This is a genomic window from Gammaproteobacteria bacterium (assembly GCA_028819075.1).
Classification (GTDB): domain Bacteria; phylum Gemmatimonadota; class Gemmatimonadetes; order Longimicrobiales; family Gaopeijiaceae; genus BD2-11.
The window spans coordinates 110,624-131,057 of the sequence record JAPPMM010000038.1; the positions used below are offsets into that span (position 1 = coordinate 110,624).

At 69.6% G+C, this 20,434-nt stretch carries 17 protein-coding genes; 4 read left to right on the forward strand and 13 right to left on the reverse strand.

Annotation, left to right across the window (positions count from 1 at the left end):
* Window positions 1–9: 9 nt before the first annotated feature.
* On the reverse strand, window positions 10–2,316 hold the full coding sequence (locus tag OXU32_08895) for a penicillin acylase family protein (GenBank protein MDE0074065.1): 2,307 nt from the start codon (window positions 2,314–2,316) through the stop codon (window positions 10–12).
* A gap of 140 nt (window positions 2,317–2,456) precedes the next feature.
* Between OXU32_08895 and OXU32_08900 the strand changes: the two genes are divergently transcribed.
* On the forward strand, window positions 2,457–3,059 hold the full coding sequence (locus OXU32_08900) for a hypothetical protein (protein ID MDE0074066.1): 603 nt from the start codon (window positions 2,457–2,459) through the stop codon (window positions 3,057–3,059).
* 8 nt (window positions 3,060–3,067) lie between these two features.
* Here the strand turns inward: OXU32_08900 and OXU32_08905 are convergent, their stop codons facing one another.
* Together OXU32_08905 and OXU32_08910 are read right to left on the reverse strand one after the other, a co-directional pair.
* Window positions 3,068–4,252 (reverse strand): NAD-dependent epimerase/dehydratase family protein, encoded by a 1,185-nt coding sequence (locus tag OXU32_08905; GenBank protein MDE0074067.1) that lies wholly within the window; start codon window positions 4,250–4,252, stop codon window positions 3,068–3,070.
* Between the two features lie 16 nt (window positions 4,253–4,268).
* Window positions 4,269–4,682, reverse strand: coding sequence for a hypothetical protein (locus tag OXU32_08910; GenBank protein ID MDE0074068.1), 414 nt, complete (start codon window positions 4,680–4,682; stop codon window positions 4,269–4,271).
* 265 nt (window positions 4,683–4,947) lie between these two features.
* On the opposite strand from OXU32_08910, the gene merB reads away from it, so the two are divergent.
* Window positions 4,948–5,370 carry an organomercurial lyase gene (gene merB / locus OXU32_08915; GenBank protein MDE0074069.1) on the forward strand — a complete coding sequence of 141 codons (423 nt, stop codon included), beginning with the start codon at window positions 4,948–4,950 and terminating at the stop codon, window positions 5,368–5,370.
* 224 nt (window positions 5,371–5,594) lie between these two features.
* A complete protein-coding gene (locus OXU32_08920) occupies window positions 5,595–6,644 on the forward strand; it encodes a Type 1 glutamine amidotransferase-like domain-containing protein (protein ID MDE0074070.1) in 1,050 nt (349 codons plus the stop codon).
* Here OXU32_08920 and OXU32_08925 read toward each other — a convergent pair whose 3' ends face one another.
* Together OXU32_08925 and OXU32_08930 are read right to left on the reverse strand one after the other, a co-directional pair.
* Window positions 6,645–7,934, reverse strand: coding sequence for an aspartate aminotransferase family protein (locus tag OXU32_08925; GenBank protein MDE0074071.1), 1,290 nt, complete (start codon window positions 7,932–7,934; stop codon window positions 6,645–6,647).
* Window positions 7,928–9,406: a CoA-acylating methylmalonate-semialdehyde dehydrogenase gene (locus OXU32_08930; protein ID MDE0074072.1), complete on the reverse strand. Its 1,479-nt coding sequence runs from the start codon at window positions 9,404–9,406 to the stop codon at window positions 7,928–7,930. Before OXU32_08930 ends, OXU32_08925 begins: the two co-directional genes overlap by 7 nt.
* A 212-nt stretch (window positions 9,407–9,618) precedes the next feature.
* Here OXU32_08930 and OXU32_08935 point away from each other — a divergent pair, with 212 nt between their 5' ends.
* On the forward strand, window positions 9,619–12,048 hold the full coding sequence (locus tag OXU32_08935) for a DPP IV N-terminal domain-containing protein (GenBank protein MDE0074073.1): 2,430 nt from the start codon (window positions 9,619–9,621) through the stop codon (window positions 12,046–12,048).
* 3 nt (window positions 12,049–12,051) lie between these two features.
* Here the strand turns inward: OXU32_08935 and OXU32_08940 are convergent, their stop codons facing one another.
* The 8 genes from OXU32_08940 to OXU32_08975 form a co-directional block, all read right to left on the reverse strand.
* A complete protein-coding gene (locus OXU32_08940; protein ID MDE0074074.1) occupies window positions 12,052–12,585 on the reverse strand; it encodes a TlpA disulfide reductase family protein in 534 nt (177 codons plus the stop codon).
* A gap of 5 nt (window positions 12,586–12,590) precedes the next feature.
* A complete protein-coding gene (locus tag OXU32_08945) occupies window positions 12,591–13,319 on the reverse strand; it encodes a sulfite exporter TauE/SafE family protein (protein MDE0074075.1) in 729 nt (242 codons plus the stop codon).
* Between the two features lie 24 nt (window positions 13,320–13,343).
* Window positions 13,344–14,633 (reverse strand): FAD-binding oxidoreductase, encoded by a 1,290-nt coding sequence (locus OXU32_08950; GenBank protein MDE0074076.1) that lies wholly within the window; start codon window positions 14,631–14,633, stop codon window positions 13,344–13,346.
* A complete protein-coding gene (locus OXU32_08955; protein ID MDE0074077.1) occupies window positions 14,630–16,114 on the reverse strand; it encodes an FAD-binding protein in 1,485 nt (494 codons plus the stop codon). Before OXU32_08955 ends, OXU32_08950 begins: the two co-directional genes overlap by 4 nt.
* A gap of 81 nt (window positions 16,115–16,195) precedes the next feature.
* Window positions 16,196–16,933 carry an MBL fold metallo-hydrolase gene (locus OXU32_08960; protein MDE0074078.1) on the reverse strand — a complete coding sequence of 246 codons (738 nt, stop codon included), beginning with the start codon at window positions 16,931–16,933 and terminating at the stop codon, window positions 16,196–16,198.
* 61 nt (window positions 16,934–16,994) lie between these two features.
* Window positions 16,995–17,462 carry a GAF domain-containing protein gene (locus OXU32_08965; protein MDE0074079.1) on the reverse strand — a complete coding sequence of 156 codons (468 nt, stop codon included), beginning with the start codon at window positions 17,460–17,462 and terminating at the stop codon, window positions 16,995–16,997.
* 111 nt (window positions 17,463–17,573) lie between these two features.
* A complete protein-coding gene (locus tag OXU32_08970; protein MDE0074080.1) occupies window positions 17,574–18,833 on the reverse strand; it encodes a mechanosensitive ion channel in 1,260 nt (419 codons plus the stop codon).
* A gap of 180 nt (window positions 18,834–19,013) precedes the next feature.
* Window positions 19,014–20,243 (reverse strand): amino acid ABC transporter substrate-binding protein, encoded by a 1,230-nt coding sequence (locus OXU32_08975; GenBank protein MDE0074081.1) that lies wholly within the window; start codon window positions 20,241–20,243, stop codon window positions 19,014–19,016.
* Between the last annotated feature and the right edge of the window lie 191 nt (window positions 20,244–20,434).

Here is a 20,434-nt window from a genome sequence, read left to right on the forward strand (position 1 = left end):
CTATCTGGTTTACGACCCTCCCGGAGCCAGCACCAGCCGATTCTCCGCCTGCGCCTCCACGGCTTCGCGCGAGAAGAGCATCGGGAAGTACTCCCGGTTGGCCCAGTCATCGGTGAGGTTGCCGTAGTAGGGGCTTCCCGGCCGGCCAGACTGTCCCGGCGCGTTGGTGAACAGCGACCCGTCCAGGTCGGCGAAGTCGACGATGTGCCGGTAGGTGGCCCCCGTCGCCGCCACCGTGCCCGCGCCCCCGGAGCGCTCCGCCGACGGCAGGTCGTAGGCCGTCACCAGGGCGTGCGGGAACTCGTTCGTGTGGTCGCGACCCCAGCGCCACTGGGCGGGGTCGTCGCCCTGGTCGAGTGCGATGCGGTCCAGGGCGGCGGCTAAGGCCGCCTCCAGCGCGGCTGCTGAATCCCCGCCCCCATCGCCCGCCGCCCGGTCGAGCACGTCCCCGTCGATGCGGCGGTAGATCGCGGCCGCCCGGCTGTCGCGGTCGAAGACGCCGTTCCAGGCCGCGAGTTCGGCCCGGTATGTCTCCACTGCCGCGTCGCTCGCCGTCCATCCCCCGAAGAGGGCCGCGTGGGCCGCGCCCGACGCCGAGTACGCGTCCTGCTGGAGCACCCGCGAGTCGTCGAGCGTGAAGTCGCTGCCCGCGTTCAACACCTCCTGCACGCGCGCGAAGCGGGCGAAGGGGCCGGCGGTCTTGAAAAAGAGCGGCGGGTCGTAGCCCGGCGGGTGGATGTCGTGGTTGGCCGTCCCCACCCAGCCGCGCTCCGGGTTGTACTCGGTGGGCAGATCATCGCGGAAGCCATCCCATTCGTATTCCCCGGTCCCGGGCACCGGCAGCCGCCCGTGCCAGTTGGGGCGGCTCGGCGAGAGCGCGGCGGCCTGCCAGGCGATGTTCCCGTCCGCGTCGCCGCAGATCATGTTCTCCGTCGGTGCCAGCCAGTAGCGCATCTCCTCCAGAAACGCGCTGCAGTCGGAGACCACGTTGAGCCGCAGACCTGCCAGGTATCCCGTGGTTCCCGGTTCGTGCATGGTCGAGCGCATGGCGTAGGCGAGGTTGTTCCCGGGATCCCGATGGAAGATCGGGCCGTGCCGCGAGAACTCGAGTTCCAGGGTCACGGGCTCGCCGTCCCTGACCTGGACGGTTTCGGTGATGGTCCGCACTTCCTCCCAGCCGTCGCCCCAGCGCACCTGCTTCGGGTTGTCCGGGTTCACCTGCTCGACGTACACGTCGGACTGGTCGGTGCCGACGATGGTGAGGCCCCAGGCGATGCGTCCGTTGTGCCCGATGGCCACGCCGGGCAGCACCGGCTCGGTCGAGCCGATTGTGGTCCACCCGGGCGCGTCCAGATGCACCACGTAGCGGAGCGACGGGTTCGTCACCCCGCGATGCGGGTCGTTGGCCACGATCGCATGGCCGCTCGCCGTGTGGCTCCCGTGAATCGCCCAGTTGTTGCTCCCGGGGGAGGTTTCGCGCGCCCCCAGGTTGAGCGCCATCTCCGACCCGGTCCAGCCGTCGTAGGGCGCCGCCAGCGGCGGGCTGCTCATCGCGTTGCGGAACCCGGTGACGCCCGCCAGCACTTCGCCCGAGATCAGCGACATGTCGACGCCGTCGGGGACGGCCAGCTCCCGCCACGGGGTCGGATTCGCCTGCCGGTTGGCTTCCTCCGCGCCCAGATCGGCCACGCGCAGCGCCAACTGCAGCTCCCGCCGCACATCCGCCACCGGCATCGCCGTCTGCATGCGCAGCAAAGGCGTCTCGGCGCTCCAGTATTCGGGCTCCAGACCCGTGAGCAGGAACTCCACGGGCAGCTCCCCGGCCGCCGTCGCATGGTCGATGTACGCGTTGATCCCCGAGGCGAAAGCCTCCAGGATGCGCCGGCCCTCCGGGTGGTAGGTGGTGAACTCGGCGTCGTCGAACGGACCCCGGAACATGAGCAGGCGCGCGACGCGGTCATGCTGCAGCGCCTCCGCGCCCAGCAGCTCGCTCAGCCGCCCCTCGCCGGCCCTCCGGTACATCTCCATCTGCCAGAGGCGGTCCTGCGCCTGGACGAAGCCCTGCGCGAAGAACAGGTCGTCGATGCCCGAGGCGTAGATGTGGGGGATCCCCCAGGGATCGCGCAGGACCTCGACTTCGGCTTCGAGTCCCGGAACTTCGATACGCCCGTCGATCTGGGGCAGCTGCCCCCGGGCCAGCTCCTCGAAGCTCGCGGCGGGCCCATCCGCGCACGCGCTGATGAAGGCCAGGAAGCCGAATGTGGCGATGGCGACGCCGGGGCGCCGGGTGAATCCGGAGATACGGATGGGGCGCATGGGTTTCTCCAGGGGAAGTGTTGCGGCTGGACGCGGTGCCGGAACGCGCGCAGGCTACTAGCTTCGGGACGAAGCCGGGTCCACGCAAACAGGAACAATCGATGAACTGCGATTCCAGGTCGACGAGGTGCGCTTCGTCGTTGTCCGCACTCGTTTCAGGGTTCCTTCTCCTGTGCGGCTTCGCCATGGGTGTGGCGCGCGTCGCGCATGCCCAGGGGCCGGAGATGGGCTTCGAGCATCTGGCGGGCATCGACGTCGTCCTCGCCTTCGACGATCCAACTGCCAATCGCGTGCTGGAAGCGGCGTTTCAGGAGTCGCTCGGACGCCGCATCGGGATCAACCTCCTCGCCACCGCGCAGCCGGATGCGCTGTCGGTGGTGGTGGTTGCGACCTGCGTGCCGCAGGACTGTGCGAGCGCCGAGTTCTACTCCGTGGCGCTTCTCCTGTCGAATCACTACGACGCCACCTGGGCCATCGAGTTGCTGTCCCACGAATCGCAGGAACTCGCCGACCTCTATGCCCCAAGGGTAGCCGAACTCATGGAGCCGCTCGGGATCTGGGCCGAGGCCTGGCGCCCCGGCGAATACCGGGCGCAGGTGGACGCGTTCGTGGATCAGCTCGAGGCCAGGTGCTTCGGGCCGGCCCTGGCCCGGCGGGGGATCATCGCGGCTCTGGCGCTCGGGGACAGCGCGCGCGCCCAACGGCTGGATCAGGTGGCCAGCGACGAGCGGGCGCTCTGTTAAGGACCCCGTTACGCGCCAGCCGCCCTCCACGCATCCAGAACCTCCCGCTCCCGCGCGCGGCTTATCCCGGCGCGCCGGTTGAGGCGCTCGTCCTCGGGCCGCGTCCCATCCCAGTCCACGGTGTCGCGGCTGGTCTCGGCCAGCGGACGGAAGGTGAGGCCGGCCGCGAGTGCGCGGTCGATGTCCACGTACATCAGGTCGGCTCCGGGCGCCCACGCCGGCAGATCGCCGAAGGGCCTCACCCCCTGGGCCTCCAGGAAGTCCTCGGGGACCCAGGTGAACTCGACCGGGGTCGAGGTGGCCGCGCGAATGCCGTAGAGCATCTCGGCCATCGACATGCGGGCGGCCGGGCCGGTGGCGTTGAAGTCGCCGGCGACCCCGTTCTCGGCCAGGCGCACGATCCATTCGGTGATGTCGCGCTGGTCGATGATCTGGTTGGCGTGCTCGGGGTTGCCGGGGGCGAGCACCTCGCCGCCCTCGAAGATCCGCAGCGGCCAGTAAGTGAAGCGGTCGGTCCGGTCGCCCGGTCCCACGATCAGGCCGGGACGCACGATGGTGGCGCGCCCCGGGAAGGCGGCGTGGGCGATGTCCTCGCTCAGCGCCTTCATGAGCCCGTAGTGGGCGTCGTCCCCGTCCTGCCAGCCGTCGGGAGGCGTGAAGCGCTCCGAGTCCTCGTTGATGATATGCTCGTAGAGGACGCGGTCCTTGTGCTCGTACGCGAGCCCGGGACTGATATAGGCCGAAATCGAGGAGACGAAGATGTACTGCTCGACGGCGTCCCGCAGCAGTTCGGTGCTCAACTGCGCCCAGCGGTAGTTCTGGGTGTTGTTGTCGAGCACGACGTCCCAGCTGCGCCCCTCGAGGGCCCCGAGGTCCCCGGCGCGGTCGCCGATGAGATGCTCCACGTCGGGCAGGTCCGCCTGCGCCCGGCCTCGCGTGAAGATGGTCACCTCGTGTCCGCGCTCCACCGCGTAGCGAACCATGTGCGGCCCGATGAAGCCGGTGCCGCCCAGGATGAGGAGCCTCTTGGGCGTGGGCGCCTGCTGGGGCCGCGGGCCGGATGCGGTGCCGGCTCGACGCCTGCGGCTACCGCTGCTGGAGGCGAGGCCGATTCCGGGGATGCCCAGCCCGAGTCCCAGTCCGGCCCCGGCGACGCCGGCTGTGCGCAGGAAGTCCCGTCGCGTCGGGTTCATGGTGTGTTCTCCCTGGTTATAGACGGGTCAGCGAGCCCGACAGGATTACGCGCCCGCAGAAGTCGGTGTCGGCATGCTCGGAAACCTCCGCGCTTCTCGCGAAGAACCTGACGGTCGAACTGAGCGTTCTGGTGGGACCGCAGAACTCCTCGTTGACCGAGGCGGAGAAGCCTCCACCGGTCAACTCGAGGAATCCGGTGGCGTCCAGTGTTCCTGTGACGGAGGGAATCTCGGCCGTGCCGCCGGCAGCCCGGATCTCCCCGGTAATCGTCACGCTCTCCCCGGCCTGTGCGACGACGACCTCCATCGATCCCTGTATGCCCTGCTGGTTCAGCAGGAACTGGACGATGAACGATCCGGTGTAGGTGCCCGCCACATCGGGAAGGGGTCCGGTCGGCTCATCGTCGCCGCATGCCGCGCCGGACAGCATGAGTACGGCTGCCGCAAGGCATCGTCGCCATGGCTGAGTCATGATCGTGTCCGACCTCCTCTCACGTCCAGCTTGTTCTGAGCCGATCGCCTGCCCGGAAAGAGCCTAGCCACGGCATGGATGGGCTGCAACGGGTTCGAGCGGGGCTGGACGTTCCATTGGCGGCTCGCCATGGTGCCCGGGTGGCGATGGAGGCAGGTGCTGGCAGGCATCATTGAGGGGGTAAGGCGTGGAAAAAGGCCGGGAGAGTGGACTCCCGTGGCGCTTGCGCGGCCATCTGTATCGGCGCATTCGCGATTCGGGGCTCGTCCCCAGCCGTGCGGAACTGGGCGAGGGACTCGGAGCGGGAGCTGGCGAAGTGGACCGGGCGCTGGCTCTGCTCGCAGAATCTCACGTTCTGGTTCTGGACGAGGCGGGCGACGTGCGGATGGCCCATCCCTTTTCCGCCGTCGACACGCCCTTCCGCGTGCATGCCGCCGGGACCGACTATTGGGCCAACTGCGCCTGGGACGCACTCGCGATCCCGCTGCTCCTCGATGTCGACGGACGGACACCGACCGCCTGCCCCCAGTCCGGTGCTCCCATCGACCTGTCGGTTGCCGACGGGCGTGTCGAACCCGCCGATGGCGCCGTGGTTCGCTTCCCCGTGCCGGCCCGGCGTTTCTGGGACGACATCGGCTTCACCTGACGCAACATCGTTGCCTTCCGGTCGGAAGCGGATGCGGCCCGGTGGGCGGCGAGGCGGGGCGTCGACCTCGGCGCGACGGTACCGGTCGAGACGCTGGGAGAGTTGAGCCGCGGGTGGTATGCGGGCAGGCTCAGCGACCACTGGCGTCCCTCTTCGGCGGCGTCGAAGCAGGCCCTCCTGGGGGAGGCGGGTCTGGATGGACCCTTCTGGCAGATCCATCCTTCATGAGAATCGCGACGGTGCTCGTCAGTCTGGCCGCGGCGCTGGCCATCGCCGGATGCGCCGATCCCGCGCCGGCCACCTCGGTGGAGGGTCCCCTGGAGGGCTGCCCCGACTCCGGCGCAGGCACAACCATCGGGGGCTTCGCGGGCGGCAGCGATGCCACCGCGTCTCCCGTCCGCCGGCTCGTGCTCATGGGAGGCGGCCCGGAGGAGGACGGCGCCGCGCGCCGTTTCGTCGAGGCGGCCGCCGGGGGCGATGTCGTCGTGTTGCGCGCGACCGGATCGCTGACCAGCTATCCGGACTACTTCTCGGCCGAGTTGAGTCCCAGCCCGCGCCCGGCCTCGGTGGTCACGATCCGCACCGACACGCCACCGCTGGCGGACCACCCGAGCGTCCTTTGCCGCCTCGACAGAGCGGAAGCGATATGGCTCGCGGGCGGAAGCCAGTGGGACTATCTGGGGCGATGGCCGCATCCGGTCCACGTCGCCATCAGGGAAGCGTGGCGTCGCGGCGCGGCCATGGGCGGAACAAGTGCGGGGGCGGTTTCGATGGGCGAGGCCGCATTCGATGCCCGGCACGGTACCGTCACATCGGCCGAGGCCCTGGCGGACCCGGCGGACGTCGCGGTCAGCGTCGGGCCATCCAACATGCCCCAGCCCGAGCTTCGCAACATGATCGTGGACTCCCACTTCACGGAACGCTCCCGCGAGGGGCGGCTGCTCGCGTTCCTCGGGCGCCTGCTGGCTCAGCACCGCTCGGGTTCGTTCGTCGGGATCGGGATCGACGAGGGGGCCGCGCTGGAGATCGAGGACGACAGCTACCGGGTGTCCTCGGCGCGAGGCGGCGCGGTCTGGATGTACGAGGCGACGGGTCCCGCCGTCGCTCAGCCGGGCAGACCACTCTCGCTGGACGGCATACACCGCGTGCGGCTGGCGGACGGAGCCTCGGGCCGCTGGCCCTTCCTGTTCGAGGAGGCGGAGGGCGTTCAGGAGCTCGTGGTGGAGGAGGGGGTGGTCCGCGTCGATGCGGGGAGCGGCGCGGGAGCGGGCTGATCAGTCGGCCTGTCTCCCCGCCTCCACCCGCGCGCAGGCCCGGCCCAGCCGCTCCATCCCTTCCGCCACCTCCTGCCGGGTGATCAGCATGGATGGGCCTATGCGGATTACGTGCCCCCCCATGCCCCCGAGGCCGATGAGCACGCCCTCCTCGCGCGCGGCCTCCAGAAGCGCCTTGCCGAGCCTGGCGCTGCGCTTCTTGGTGCCCGGATCTTCCACCAGCTCCAGGGCGATCATGAGCCCCATTCCGCGCACGTCGCCGATCCACGGGTAGTCGCGCTGGAGCGCTTCCAGCCCTTCGCGCATCTGGCGTCCACGCGCGGCGGAGCGGGCGGGGGTGTTTTCCTCGACCATCACGTCCATGGTCGCCCGCGCGGCCACCATGGACACCGGGCTGCCCCCGTAGGTGGAGAAGGTGAGGCCCGTCCAGGCCGCAGCGATCTCCTCGCGGGCCAGCGTGCCGCCCACGGGGAAGCCGTTCGCCACCCCCTTTGCGACCACCATGATGTCCGGCTCGACCTCCCAGTGCTCGATGCCGAACCAGCGGTTGCCGGTGCGCCCCAGCCCGGCCTGGACTTCGTCGCAGATGAACACGCCTCCGTACGCGCGGATCACCTCGGCCGCGCGCTTGTGGTATCCCGGCGGCGGTACGATGTAGCCTCCCACCCCCTGGATGGTCTCGGCGAGGAGGGCGGCGGGCCGCCCGGTGGTCGTCGTCTCGATGACCTCGACCAGCTCGTCGATGTAGCGGTCGACGTTGTCGCCGTCGGCATGCCGGTAGGGATACGGCGCGATGGCGTGCCGGATCGGGGCCATCGCGGGAAGCGGCTTCCACTGGGCCTGGCCGGTCAGGCTCGTCGCCAGCGTGCTGCGCCCGGAATAGCCGAGCCGCAGGCCGATGATCTCGCTGCGCCGGGTATGCATCTGGGCCAGCATGACCGCGGTCTCGATGGCCTCGGTGCCGCTGTTGGTGAACATGACCTGGTCGAGGCCGGCGGGGGCGAGACCGGTGAGCCGCTCGGCCGCGGCCACGTAGGGCTCCGTCACATAGAGGTTCGAGGTGTGGCCCAGGCGCGCGACCTGGTCCTGCACGGCCTCGACGACCCGCGGATGACAGTGCCCGATCGAGGTGGTGAGGATGCCGGCGAACAGGTCGAGGTATTCACGCCCATCGGCGCCCGTGGCCCGCACGCCCTCTGCCTCCACGAGCACTAGGGGCTCGTCGTACAACGGCTTTACGCAGGGGAAGATGGAGGCGCGCTGGCGCTCGATCAGTTCCCGCGTTACCACCGCGTGATCACCACGCGCTTGTCGGTGAAGAACTCGACGGAGTCGCGGCCCTGGGCCTTGAGGTCGCCGAAGAAGGAGCCGCGCGACCCGCCGAAGGGGAAGAAGGCCATCGGCGCCGCCACGCCGATGTTGACGCCGATCATGCTGATGCCGGCGTGGTAGCGGAACTCGCGCGCCGCGCGCCCGCTCGTCGTGAAGATCGAGGTGGCGTTGCCGTACTCGCTCCGGTGCATGAGCTCGATGGCGTCCTCCACGGAATCGGCCTTGGACATCCCCATCACCGGCCCGAATATCTCGTCCTTGCCGATGGCCATGTCGGGATGCACGTCCTCGAAGATGGTCGGGCCGACCCAGTTGCCGTCGGGGTAACCGGGCACCCGCGCGCCGCGCCCGTCCATCACCAGCGAGGCGCCGTCCTTCACGCCGCTGTCGATGTAGCCCATCACCCGGTCGCGGTGGCGGGCGGAGATCACCGGCCCCATGTCCACCCCGTCCTCGAGCCCGTTGCCCACGCGCAGCGACGCCGAGCGGTCGAGAATCCGCTCGCGGATGTTCGCGTAGGCGTCGGCCACCCCCACCACGACGCTGCCCGCCAGGCAGCGCTGCCCCGCCGAGCCGAAGATCGACGACACCACCGCGTCCGCCACCAGGTCGTAGTCCGCGTCCGGGAGCACGATCATGTGGTTCTTGGCCCCGCCGAGCGCCTGCACGCGCTTGCCGGCCGCGCCGGCCTTCCGGTACAGGATGCGCGCCACCTCGCTCGATCCCACGAAGGAGACCCCGGCGATGCCGGGATGCTCGAGCAGGGCGGTCACGGCCTCACGGTCCCCGTGCACGACGTTGAGGACGCCGGGGGGCAGCCCGGCCTGCTCGGCCAGGTCGACCACCCGCTGGTGTGTGATCGGATCCTGCTCGCTGGGCTTGAGCACCACCGTGTTGCCCGCGGCCACGGCGTACGGCCAGAACCAGAGCGGGATCATCACGGGGAAGTTGTACGGGGAGACCACGGCGAAGACGCCCAGCGGCTGCCGGATGGCCTCGCAGTCGATGCCCGGGGCCACGTCCTCGAGCACGTCGCCCATCATCAGCGTGGGGATGCCGCAGGCGTGTTCGACGTTCTCGATGCCCCGCTGCAGCTCGCCCCTGCACTCGTCCAGGTTCTTCCCGTGTTCGATGACCAGGGAGCGGGCCAGCGACTCCTTGTGCTCTTCGAGGAGATGCTTCAGGCGGAAGAACACTCGCGCCCGCTCGACCGGAGGGGTGCGGCGCCATGCCGGGAACGCAGCCGTGGCCGCGGCCACGGCGGTGTCCACGTCCGCTCCCGTGGAAAGCGGCACCCGTCCCAGCGGCTCACCGGTGGTGGGATTGGTTACCGGCAGCGACCCGGTGCCCGACGGTGCCGTCCACCGGCCCGCGACATAGTTGGAGATGGGCCGGGGGGAGGCGTCGATGGAGGCGGTATCGGCGGACATGGCGTCAACTCCCGCAGATGGCGGCAGGGAGGGGCAGGGCGGCAACCTCAGGCCGAAGAATCGCTCTCAACCCAAGGTCGAAGGATGGCTCTGAAGTGTCCCATCAGCGCCCTTCCGGGTCAAGGGATCCGGGACCGCAAAGTCGTTGCCCGGCGGGACGCCGTCGGGCCATCTTCCTCAAGCAAACCATTTCCCCGCATCGGAGGAAGGCCATGCGGCCGCCAAGAGTGCATCCGACACAACTCGGGATGTCGAGTCTGTTCCTGATTCTGGCTCCTTTCCTTCTTGCTCTGGCTCCGATCTCCGGTATTGCGCAGGAGGCGCCGCGCGCGCTGACGGCCGAGGACTATGCCCGGGCCGAGCGCCACCTCGGAGCGAACATGAACCCGCTGGTGTTCAACGGCGCGGTCGATCCCGAGTGGATGCCGGACGGACGCTTCTGGTACCGGAACCAGACCCCGCAGGGCAGCGAGTACGTGATGGTCGATCCCGGTGCGGGCACCCGCCAACCCGCTTTCGACCACGCGCGGATGGCGAACGCGCTCTCGGGAGTGGCGGGCGCGGGCGCGACGGCGGCGGGCCTGCCGGGTGGGCAGTTCATCCCCGGGGCGGCGGTGGTGCTCTTCGCGCCCGAAGGGGACGATTTCAGCGAGGAGGGGCGCGCCTTCCGCTGCAGCACGATCGGCTACCGCTGCGAGGAACTGGAGGGCTCTCCGGAACAGCGCCGGGCCAACTACATGGCGATCTCCATGGGCTTCGAGGCGGCCTTCCGCCGCTCCGCCGGCGTCGTCTCGCCCGATCAGGGGCGCGAGGCGTTCATCCGCGACCACAACCTGTGGGTGCGCGGGACCGACACCGGGGAGGAGACGCAGCTGACCTTCGACGGCGAAGAGGACTTCGGCTACGCGACCAACAACGCGGGCTGGGTGCGGAGCCCCCGGCCGGTCCTGCGCTGGTCTCCCGACGGACGCAAGATCGCCACCTTCCAGCACGACGCGCGCGGCGTGGGCATGATGTACATGGTGAACACCCAAGTGGGCCATCCCGAGCTGGACGCCTGGCGCTATCCCCTGCCCGAGGACTCGGTCATCTTCCGCATCCACCGGGTGGTGCTGGACCTGGACGCGCCCGCCGACTCACGCCTGGTGCGCTTCGACATGCCCCCGGACCAGCACCGCTCCACGGTGTGCGACCATGTCGCCTGTGGAGGCACCTTCGCGGACGTAGAATGGAGCGACGACGCCACCCAGGTCGCCTTCGTGTCGAGTTCCCGCGACCACAAGGTGGCCACGCTGCGCATCGCCGACGCCGGCACCGGCGAGGTTCGGGATGTCCTGGAGGAGCGGGTGGAGACCTTCTTCGAGTCCGGAGACGGGTCGCACAACTGGCGCGTCCTGGAGGAGAGCGGCGAGGTCATCTGGTTTTCCCGGCGCGACAACTGGAGCCATCTCTACCTGTACGACCTGGAATCGGGCGACGTGAAGCGGCAGATCACCTCCGGGGAGTGGAACGTCCTGGAAGTGCTTGAGATCGATACCGACGCGCGCACCGTGCTCTTTATCGGCAACGAGCGCGAGGACGGGGATCCCTATTTCCGCTACCTCTACCAGATCGGGCTGGACGGCGGCGACGTGCGGCTGCTCACCCCGGACAGCGCCGACCACACCATCTCGCGCTCCCCCGACGGCGAGTACTTCGTCGACAGCTGGTCGACGCCCGTGACCCCGCCTGTGAGCGTCGTGCGCGACATGAGCGGGGAGGTCGTGGTGGAGCTCGAACGGGCCGACGTTTCCGCCCTGCAGGCAGCCGGCTGGCAGCCCCCCATCCCCTTCGAAGTGAAGGCGCGCGACGGCGTCACCGATCTCTACGGGCTCATGTTCCGCCCCTCCAACTTCGATCCTTCGATGGAATACCCGATCGTCAACTACCTCTACCCCGGGCCGCAGAGCGGCAGCGTCGGGAGCCGCAGTTTCCGCGCCGCGCACCGGGATCTGCAGGCGATCGCGGAGCTGGGATTCGTGGTGGTGGAGCTCGACGCCATGGGCACGCCCATGCGCTCTCGGAGTTTCCACGAGGCGTACTACGGCAACATGGGCGACAACGGCCTCCCCGATCAGATCACCGGAATCCAGCAGCTCGCCGAGCGGCACGAGTGGATGGACATCGACCGGGTCGGAATCTTCGGGCACTCCGGGGGCGGCTTCGCGTCCACGGCCGGCATCCTGCGCTATCCGGAGTTCTACAAGGTGGCGGTGTCACAGGCCGGAAACCACGACAACCGCAACTACGAGGACGACTGGGGCGAGAAGTGGCAGGGGCTGCTCGAGGAATACGACGACGGCACCACCAACTACGACAACCAGGCGAACCAGTTGGTGGCGGGGAATCTGCAAGGCAAGCTGCTCATCGCCCACGGCACGATGGACACCAACGTGCCGCACTCGAACACCATGCTTGTGGTGGATGCGCTCATCGCCGCGAACAAGGACTTCGACCTGGTGCTGTTCCCGAACCGGGGTCACGGATTCGGCAACGAGCCCTACATGATGCGCAAGCGCTGGGACTACTTCGTGCGCCATCTCATGGGAGCGGAGCCGCCCGCGAACTACGAGTTCGGGCAGCTGCGGCGTCCGTTGGGGTGAAGCCTACCTGCCGGTCGATGCCTCCGCCGCCAGCACGTCGCCCACGGCCTGGACGATGTCCTGCTGAGGGCCGATGCCGGTGTAGGCGACCGTGCCCTCCGCGTCCAGGATGACCACGTAGGCGGTCGCCGGCGCCAGGAAGGCGCGCGTGGCGTTGCCGCGGGTGTCCCACAGCATCGGGAAGCGGATGGCGTGCCGCTCGAGGTGCCGGCGCACCGCCCGCTGGGTCTGGGCCACGGCCACCGCGACAGCGAGGAACCCGACCTCGTCGCCGTAGCGTTCGAAGGCGGCGTCCATGCTGGGCTGCAGCGCCTCGCACTGCTCGCACCAACTGGCCCAGAACTCGAGCAGGAGGGGCCGCTCGCCAACGTAGTCCGCGAGGTTGACGGGTTCCCCGTCGAGGTTCTCGATGGTGGGGGTCGCCGGCGTCTCGCCCACGGCGATGCCGATCTCGCCCCGTTCCTGCGCGCCCGCGGCGCTGAAGAGCATCACGACGGCGCCGAGCGCCGTCACCGCCGCCAGAAGATTCCGTCTCACCGTATTCACATCACCAGTCCCGTTTGAATCAGGTAGTACTCCGCCACACCCAGCATAATGATACCCGCCGCCTTCTTGATCCATACCATCCATGCTCCGGACTTGGGCAGCCAGGCAGCGGTGCCCGAGAAGAGCCCGACTGCAACCAGCAGCGAGGTCATCCCCAGCGAGAACACGAAGAGGTAGACGAACCCCATGGCGCCGGCCTGGGTCGCCGCCACCCAGGTGAGAACCACGGCGAAGGCGGGGGCGCCGCAGGGTGCGGCCACGATGCCGGAGGTGGCGCCGAGCAGGAAGACCGCCGGGTAGGACCCGCCGCCCAGCCCTCCCGCCCACTGCAGCAAGCGCTTGGGCGCGCTCACCGGGATCACGTCCAGCATGGCCAGCGCGAAGATGATGAGCAGGTTGGCGGTGGCGAAGCGCACCCAGGGGTTCGCGCTCACCGTGCCGAAGAGGGTACCGCTCAGCCCTGCCACCAGACCGAGCAGGGCGTAGAACATCGCGAGCCCCGTCACATAGGTGAGGGTCAGCCCCACGATGCGCGCCCGCGGCGCCTTGTCCCTGGAAGCCCCGGCGATGACCGACGCGGTGATGGGGATCATCGGGTAGACGCACGGCGTGAGGCTGGTGAGGACGCCGGCCCAGAAGAGCAGCCCCATGGCCAGCAGGGGGCTCGCGCTCAGGCTCTCGGAAATGCCTCCGATCTGTGCGGCGGCGGTCCAGATGGCTGACATGGCCGGACTCCCGGGTGCCGCGGGCTACGAGGCCGGCCGGGACAGCACCCCGGCGGGATCGAAGCTGTCCACGATGCCGCGCGTGACCGCGAGGACGCCCGGAGCGGTGGCGGGTTCGGGGGCGGGCCACCGGGGGATGTTCGCGCGCGAGACCCGGAAGGTCGCGCCGGCCTCCGCGACGCCGTCACGCAGGCGGTTGAGTGCGTCGAAGGCGGCCGCCGCGGAGGCGCCGGGCCCGCCCACCGTCACCCGCAGCACCCCCAGCGACACGTGCGCGGCCACCGTGCCGCACTCCACGGCCGGCTCCACCAGGTCGCCCAGGCGCGAGGGCAGGTGGCTGACGCGCGCCACGGCGGCCGCGTCGTCCTCGAAGCGCTCCAGCGCCGCGAACCACCGAGCCGATGCCTCGCCCTCCAGGCGCCCGCTGGCGTTCCGTCCCACGCGGGCGTTGAGGATGCGCTCCGATTCCGCGACCGCCTCGGGCGAGCCGAGCAGGCGCACGGCGACGGTCGGCTCCTCGCCGTGGCCGGCCAGCAGCTCCAGCGCCGGGATGCGCACCGGGGCGGTGGCGAGCGAGCGGGCCAGCACCACGGTCAGCGCGAGGCGGGGGGTCTGATAGAGGAGGGTCACATCCCGGACCGGCAACGGGTGCAGGCGCACGGTCGCGGAGGTAACGATCCCGAGCCGCCCGCCGCTCCCCACCGCGAGCTTCACCAGGTCGTAGCCGGCGACGTTCTTGACCACCCGCCCGCCCAGCTCGAGCACGCGCCCGTCGCCGGTCACCAGCGTCAGGCCGAGGACGTGGTCGCGGGGGGTGCCGAACTTGCCCTGCAGCGGCCCGTAAGCCCCGCTCGCCAGCACGCCTCCAAGGCTCCGCCGGGCCCGCGCGGGCGGGTCGAGGGGGAGCCACTGGCCCTGGTCGCCGGTCAGCCGTTCCAGTTGGCCGAGGGAGACCCCGGCGTCCGCAGTGAGGGTCAGGTCGGCGGGGTCGTAGGCGTGGACCGTGTCCAGCGCGCGCGTGCTTACCACCAGGTCCACCGGTCCGTCCAGGTAACCGGGGCGGAGGGAGGTGGCATTGCCGATGAAGCGCACCTGCCGTCCGTCGCGGGACGCGCGCGCCATCAGGTTGCTCAGTTCTCGGACCGTCTGCGGCGCCACCACGGGAGCGCCGCCAGCCTCCGTCGCCCGGCCGACCGGCGCAGCTCCGCCGTTCATTGCGCGCGCATCGCCGCGGTTGGCCTCGCCGTCCTCGGGCTCCTTCCCGCCCTCGTCATCGCGCACCGCGGACGCGTCTTCCAGCGCTTCCACGCTCATGCCGTCGCACCCGCGGGCACGGTCGCCCGCGCGCCCTCAGCCTCGCCCGCGCCCGCGCCCGTCGGGTCCACGGCCCGGATCCGGTCCGGAAGCACCTTGCCCGGGTTGCACAGCCCCGCGGGATCGAAGACGCGGCGCACCGACTCCATCGCCCGCAGCGTGTCGTCGGAGTGGATCAGCGACATGTAGTCGCGCTTGTCGAGCCCCACGCCGTGTTCACCGGTGATCGTGCCCCCGGCGTCGACACAGATGCGCATGATCTCCTTGGAGGCCAGCTCCACCCGCTCCATCTCGGCGGCGTCGCGCCGGTCGAAGAGGATGTTGGGGTGCAGGTTGCCGTCTCCGGCGTGGAAGACGTTGGCCACCTTGAGGTCGTAACGCACGCCGATCTGCGCGATCTCGGCCAGGACATCGGGAAGCCGCGTGCGCGGGACGGTTGCGTCCTGCACCAGCAGGTCGGGGGCGATCCTCCCCATGGCGCCGAAGGCCTTCTTCCTTCCCTTCCAGAGCGCCGCGCGCGCATCCGCGGACGTGGCCCTGCGCACCTCGCGCGCCCCGCACTCCAAGCACGCCGCCTCCGCCCGCGCGGCCTCGGCCTCGAGCCCCGCCTCGATGCCGTCGAACTCGACCACCAGCGCCGCAGCCGCGTCGGTCGGGTAGCCGGCGGCGAAGATGCTCTCCTCCACGGCCCGGATGGTGGCCTGGTCGATGATCTCGAGCGCCGCCGGGAGCAGGCCGTCGGCGATGATGGCGGTCACCGCCCGCCCCGCGTCCTCCAGCCGCTCGAAGATGCCGAGCAGCGTGTGCGTCGCCTGCGGCAGCGGCAGCAGCTCGACATCGATCTCCACCGCGATGCCGAAGCAGCCCTCCGATCCCACGAACAGCCCCGCGAGGTCCAGCTCCCCGGTGTCCAGCCCGCGGTCTCCCAGGTACACGCGGCTGCCGTCCGGCAGCACCACGTCCAGCCCTCGGATGTAGCGGGAGGTGACCCCGTACTTGAGGCAGTGGGGCCCGCCCGAGTTCTCGGCGACGTTGCCGCCTACCGAGCAGGCGCTCTGTGATGAGGGATCCGGGGCGTAGTAGAGCCCGTGCGGCTGAGTCGCCGCCGTCAGGTGGGCGTTCACCACGCCGGGCTGGATGCGCGCCCGCCGGTTGTGCAGGTCGAGCTCCAGGATCCGGTTCATGCGCGCCGTGCACACCACCACCGCCCCGTCGACCGCGAGCGCGCCCCCGGAGAGGCCCGTCCCCGATCCGCGCGCCACGAAGGGCACGCGCTCGGCCGTGATCGCCCGCACCACCCGGGCCGTTTCGTCTCCGTCCTCGGGAAGCACGACCGCCCGCGGCGGATAGCGGTAGGCGGTGAGCCCGTCGGACTCGTACACCATCAGCCGGGCGGGATCGGTGATGACCGCGTCGTCGCCCAAGATGCGGACGAGTTCCTCGGCCAGCCCGGTCGACAGGCGCGGTGCTTTGGCGATCACGGCACGGCTCCCGGTGAAGGAGAAGCGCGCGTCCGGCAGGAACAGGCCGCCGCCGGTAACGCGCGCCGCGTCAGGGAAATACTACCCCCCGCCGGCCAGATAGTCGAGCATGGCCGCGATGCTCGCCTCGGCGGCGTCGCGCAACCGCGGCGGCAGGTCGTCTCCGTAGATTGTGGTCACCAGTTGCGCCGGCGTCGCGGCGGGGTGATCGCGCTGCGCCTGCCCCGCCTGTTCGATGCGGGCAAGGCGATGCTCGCGGTAGGCCGCGAGCGCCCCCGGCACATTCTCGATCGGAGGCCCGTGCGCCGAGTAGATCACCCTGGGCGCCAGAGCCTCGATCCGCTCCAGCGACCGCAGGTAGTCGCGCACGCACCCCGGATACTCCCCCACCCAGGTTGTGCTGCCCTCGCCGAGCATCAGGTCGCCCGCGAACAGCGCCCGCGCGCGCGGCCAATGGAAACACAGGTGCTCGGCGCAGTGCCCCGGCGTGTCCACGGCGAGCAACTCACCCTGGTCGGTCTCGACCGCGGCACCGTCGCCGAGCGGGCCATCCGCGCCCCGGCACGGCCCGAGCAATGGGGCTCCCAGCGCGTCCGCCAGGGCGCGGGCGCAGCCGGAGTGGTCGGCATGGTCGTGGGTTACCAGCACGGCGACTCGGCGCGCACCCGCCACGGCGGCCCGGAGCGCACGCAGGTGGCCGGGATCGTCAGGGCCGGGATCGATGACCGCCGCCTCTTCGCGCCCGACGATGTACGTCCGGGTCCCGTCGAGGGTGAACGGCCCCGGGTTGGCTGCCGTGAAGACGCGAGGGCGGGTCATGGCGCGCGCGGATCGGTCCCGCCCACGGTCATGCCCGGGACAGCTCGATGGTCGCTGTCCGCTAGCGTCGCTCGTGCACGAACTGCTCGGCGAGCTTGTCGGCAATCATCTGCACGGCCAGCTCGATGTCGTCGCTGAATGCCGCTGGCGTACGGCTGTCGATGTCGATCTGCCCGAAGATCTCCTTGCCCGCCCGGATCAGGACCACGAGCTCGGATTTCACGCTGGGATTGCACGAGAGGTAGTTGTCGACCGCGCCCACGTCGGGCACGTTCTGGTTCTTGCCGGTCGCCACGGCGGTGCCGCACACGCCCGTGCCCACGGGAATCTTCGCGTGTTCGGTGCTGGCCCCGATGTAGTTGTGGAGCCAGAGTTCATCCTCGTCCTCGCCCAGCAGATAGACGCCGACCCAGTCGAAGTTGTCGGTCCGGGAAAGTCCCCGAACCGCGTGACGCAGGAGGGCATCCGACAGGTAGCCCTGCTCTCTCAGGCGCTGCAGGTCGCCGAGCAATTCAACGGTGTTCACCATGTTGTCGATCTTCTCCGTGGTGCGGCGCCTCGGGCCCCGCCGGTTCCTGGTTGCCCCGCCGTCCCCATCCCCGTCATCCCCAAGATGAAAGGTAACGCGATCGAGCGCACGTCACGCGCGATCCGCGATTGCCTCCGCGAAGTCCGACCCGCTGGGTTCCTGGAACGCCCTCAGCCCGAACTCCGGCAGAATCGCGATCAGATGATCGAAGAGGTCGGCCTGGAGCCCCTCGTAGTTCGCCCACGCGGTGTCGCTCGAGAAGCAGTAGATCTCGATGGGCACGCCCTTCGGTCCGGGCTCGAGCTGCCGCGCCAGCACCGTCATCTCCTGACTGACGCGGGGGTTGGCCTTCAGGTAGTTGAGGACGTAGAAGCGGAACGTTCCGAGGTTGGTCAGCCGCCGGATCTCCGGGATGATGCCGGGCTCGCCCGTGGCCTTGGCGGCGTTGTAGCTCTCGATCTTGCGCCGCGCCTCGGCCATGTAGTCCTGCAGCGTCTCGTAGCGCGACAGCCGCTCGATTTCGTCGTCGCTCAGGAAGCGCACCGAGTTCATGTCAACGCGCAGCGACCGCTTGATGCGCCGTCCCCCGGATTCCGTCATCCCGCGCCAGTTCTTGAAGGACTCGCTGATGAACTTGTGGGTGGGGATGGTGGAGATGGTCTTGTCCCAGTTCTGGATCTTGACCGTGTGCAGCGCGATCTCGATGACGTCCCCGTCGGTGTTGGCCTGCGGCATCGACACCCAGTCGCCGATGCGGATCATGTCGTTGGACATGATCTGGATGCTCGCCACCAGCGACAGGATGGTGTCGCGGAAGATGAGCATGAGGACGGCGGTGAGCGCGCCGATTCCGGAGAGGAAGACCAGGGGGCTCTGGTTCGCCAGGATCGCGATGGCGACGACGCCCGCGCCCAGGTAGGCCAGCAGGCTCACGCCCTGGAGGTAGCCCTTGATCGGACGCGAGCGAGACTGCTCGAAGGCCTCCACGTAGATGTCGTTGACCGCGTCGAGAAAGGCGCTGAACGCCGCGGCCGCGGCCATCACGATGACGGCCGCCGAAAGACGGCGCGCGAACGTCCAGGCCAGAATGAGCCCGGCGGACTCGGTCCCGGCGGCGGCCTCGATCGGGGTCACGCCCAGCACCGGCCCGATGCCGTAGTAGACGATGGCGGCGGGCACGATGTGGGAGAGGCGCGCGAAGACCTTGCGCTCGATGACGCGGTCGTCCCACGAGGAACGAGTGCGGGCCGCGACCCGCCGGATCGCGCCGTGGACGATTCGGGTGGTCACCCAGTCGACGATCCACGCCGCGGCGACGAGGATCACGAGACCGGCGACCAGGCTGAGCCAGTTGTCGGGGAGGAAGGGCATGGGTTGGGTCTCCGACTCGCGCGCGAGCTAGATCTTGTTGCGCAGCCAGTCCAGGACGAGGCGCAAGACGTACCTGAGAATCCGCATCATGGAGGGGCCGTCCTTGTTTGGTTGGCGAGCATCAACTGCCGGATGCCGGCATCACGATAAGGACGTGTACGGAGGAAAGGGGGTCAAGGGTTACCTGAGGAAGCACGGTTCGGCTTCCGCTGCCGACTCCGGATGGATGATGCGCTGGACCAGACTGCCGGAGCCATCGTCCTGCCACTGGACCTGCAGGGTCGCCAGGGCGCGCTGTCCTCCGGCTTGTTCGGTTCCTGGCGAGTAAACCGCGTATGGGCCCAGCACCGTTTCCGTAGACGCCGAGAACAGGTAGTCCCGAACGGCTGCGTGATCGATCTCCCCCGCCGCGGTCAGCGTGGCCTCGACGGCTTCGGCCAGAAGCTCCACTGCTCCGAAACCGCCGGCCGCGTGATAGCCGGGCAACGATTCGTGCGCCTGCTGGTAGCGCCGAACGAAGGTCTCGCTGTCGGCGATGAAGCCGGACGTGCGGACCGCGGGGGTCCACGTCGTGGGACCGGCAATGCAGCGCGCGAGGGCGCCAACGTCCTCCACGAACCGGGGATCTGCAGGGCCCAGGGAGAGGCTGGCCGTGAATGGTGTGTACCCGGTCGCTGCCATCGCCTCCGTGAAGCCGACGGCATCGTCGTAGTAGCCCCCGCCGACGAAGAGATCGCCGCTTGCGTCGCGGGCCGCCGCTGCGAGGCCCGCATGATCTGCCCCGCCGACCGGGTATGACCGGTCCAGCACGATCGTGAGGGCGTGTGAGCTCGCGGCCGCCCGAATGCCCTCGGCCAGGGAGACGGGGAAGGTGCTCTCTTCGTAGACGAGTGCCACGGTGCGGGCGCCGCTGCGCGCAGCCAGCTCGACCATGCCGCGGAATCGCATTGGCCCCGGATCGAGCATCTGCACGCTCCATCGGCGGTCGCGCTCGCTCCAGATTCCCGGGGCCGACGCCAGCGGCGCGATGAGCGGCCAGCCCGCCGCCTCTGTCACGGCCAGCACCGCCTCGGTGATCGGGGAACCGAAGGGACCCAGCAGCGCGTCGATGCTGTCGGCGGCGGTGAACGCCTCGTACAGGCGGGCAGCGGTCGCGGGATCGCTCGCGTCGTCCAGGGTCACCAGGCGGATCTGTCGGCCGCCCACGCCGCCCATCTCATTCAGCATCTCCACCGCAAGCCGGTAGCCCCTTCCCATCTCGCCGGCGGAACGGGTGCGAATCCCGGTTTCGGAGACGGTCGCCGCGATTGTGATCGGCCCGGGTTCATCCGATGGAGCCACGGCGTCGCGGCAGCCCGCCGTACTCATGAGCATCACCCAGAGCACTGCCAGGTCCCGTGTATTCGGCATCCGTCCTCTTCCCGCGATTCAGCCGCGGACATCCCCTCGAAGGAGCGTCCGCCCACGCCTGTGCTGACCGCTTCGTCACAAGAATTGCGTCAATCACGGCGAATATGGCGACAAAACGACGGTGATCAAGGCCGGATGATCTGCCGCGCGCGGAAGCCGACATCCGAACACGCAGGTGCTCGGAACAGGGA

Bases quoted from the DNA above. Each gene is read 5' to 3' on its own strand.
- OXU32_08910 (MDE0074068.1), bottom strand. From the start codon at position 4,682: ATGCTGTCCGGCGCGGCATGCGGCGACGATGAGCCGACCGGACCCCTT.
- OXU32_08950 (MDE0074076.1), bottom strand. From the start codon at position 14,633: ATGAGCGTGGAAGCGCTGGAAGACGCGTCCGCGGTGCGCGATGACGAG.
- OXU32_08970 (MDE0074080.1), bottom strand. From the start codon at position 18,833: ATGCCCTTCCTCCCCGACAACTGGCTCAGCCTGGTCGCCGGTCTCGTG.
- OXU32_08945 (MDE0074075.1), bottom strand. From the start codon at position 13,319: ATGTCAGCCATCTGGACCGCCGCCGCACAGATCGGAGGCATTTCCGAG.
- OXU32_08960 (MDE0074078.1), bottom strand. From the start codon at position 16,933: ATGACCCGCCCTCGCGTCTTCACGGCAGCCAACCCGGGGCCGTTCACC.
- OXU32_08930 (MDE0074072.1), bottom strand. From the start codon at position 9,406: ATGTCCGCCGATACCGCCTCCATCGACGCCTCCCCCCGGCCCATCTCC.
- OXU32_08975 (MDE0074081.1), bottom strand. From the start codon at position 20,243: ATGCCGAATACACGGGACCTGGCAGTGCTCTGGGTGATGCTCATGAGT.
- OXU32_08935 (MDE0074073.1), top strand. From the start codon at position 9,619: ATGCGGCCGCCAAGAGTGCATCCGACACAACTCGGGATGTCGAGTCTG.
- OXU32_08965 (MDE0074079.1), bottom strand. From the start codon at position 17,462: ATGGTGAACACCGTTGAATTGCTCGGCGACCTGCAGCGCCTGAGAGAG.
- OXU32_08920 (MDE0074070.1), top strand. From the start codon at position 5,595: ATGAGAATCGCGACGGTGCTCGTCAGTCTGGCCGCGGCGCTGGCCATC.
- OXU32_08905 (MDE0074067.1), bottom strand. From the start codon at position 4,252: ATGAACCCGACGCGACGGGACTTCCTGCGCACAGCCGGCGTCGCCGGG.
- OXU32_08895 (MDE0074065.1), bottom strand. From the start codon at position 2,316: ATGCGCCCCATCCGTATCTCCGGATTCACCCGGCGCCCCGGCGTCGCC.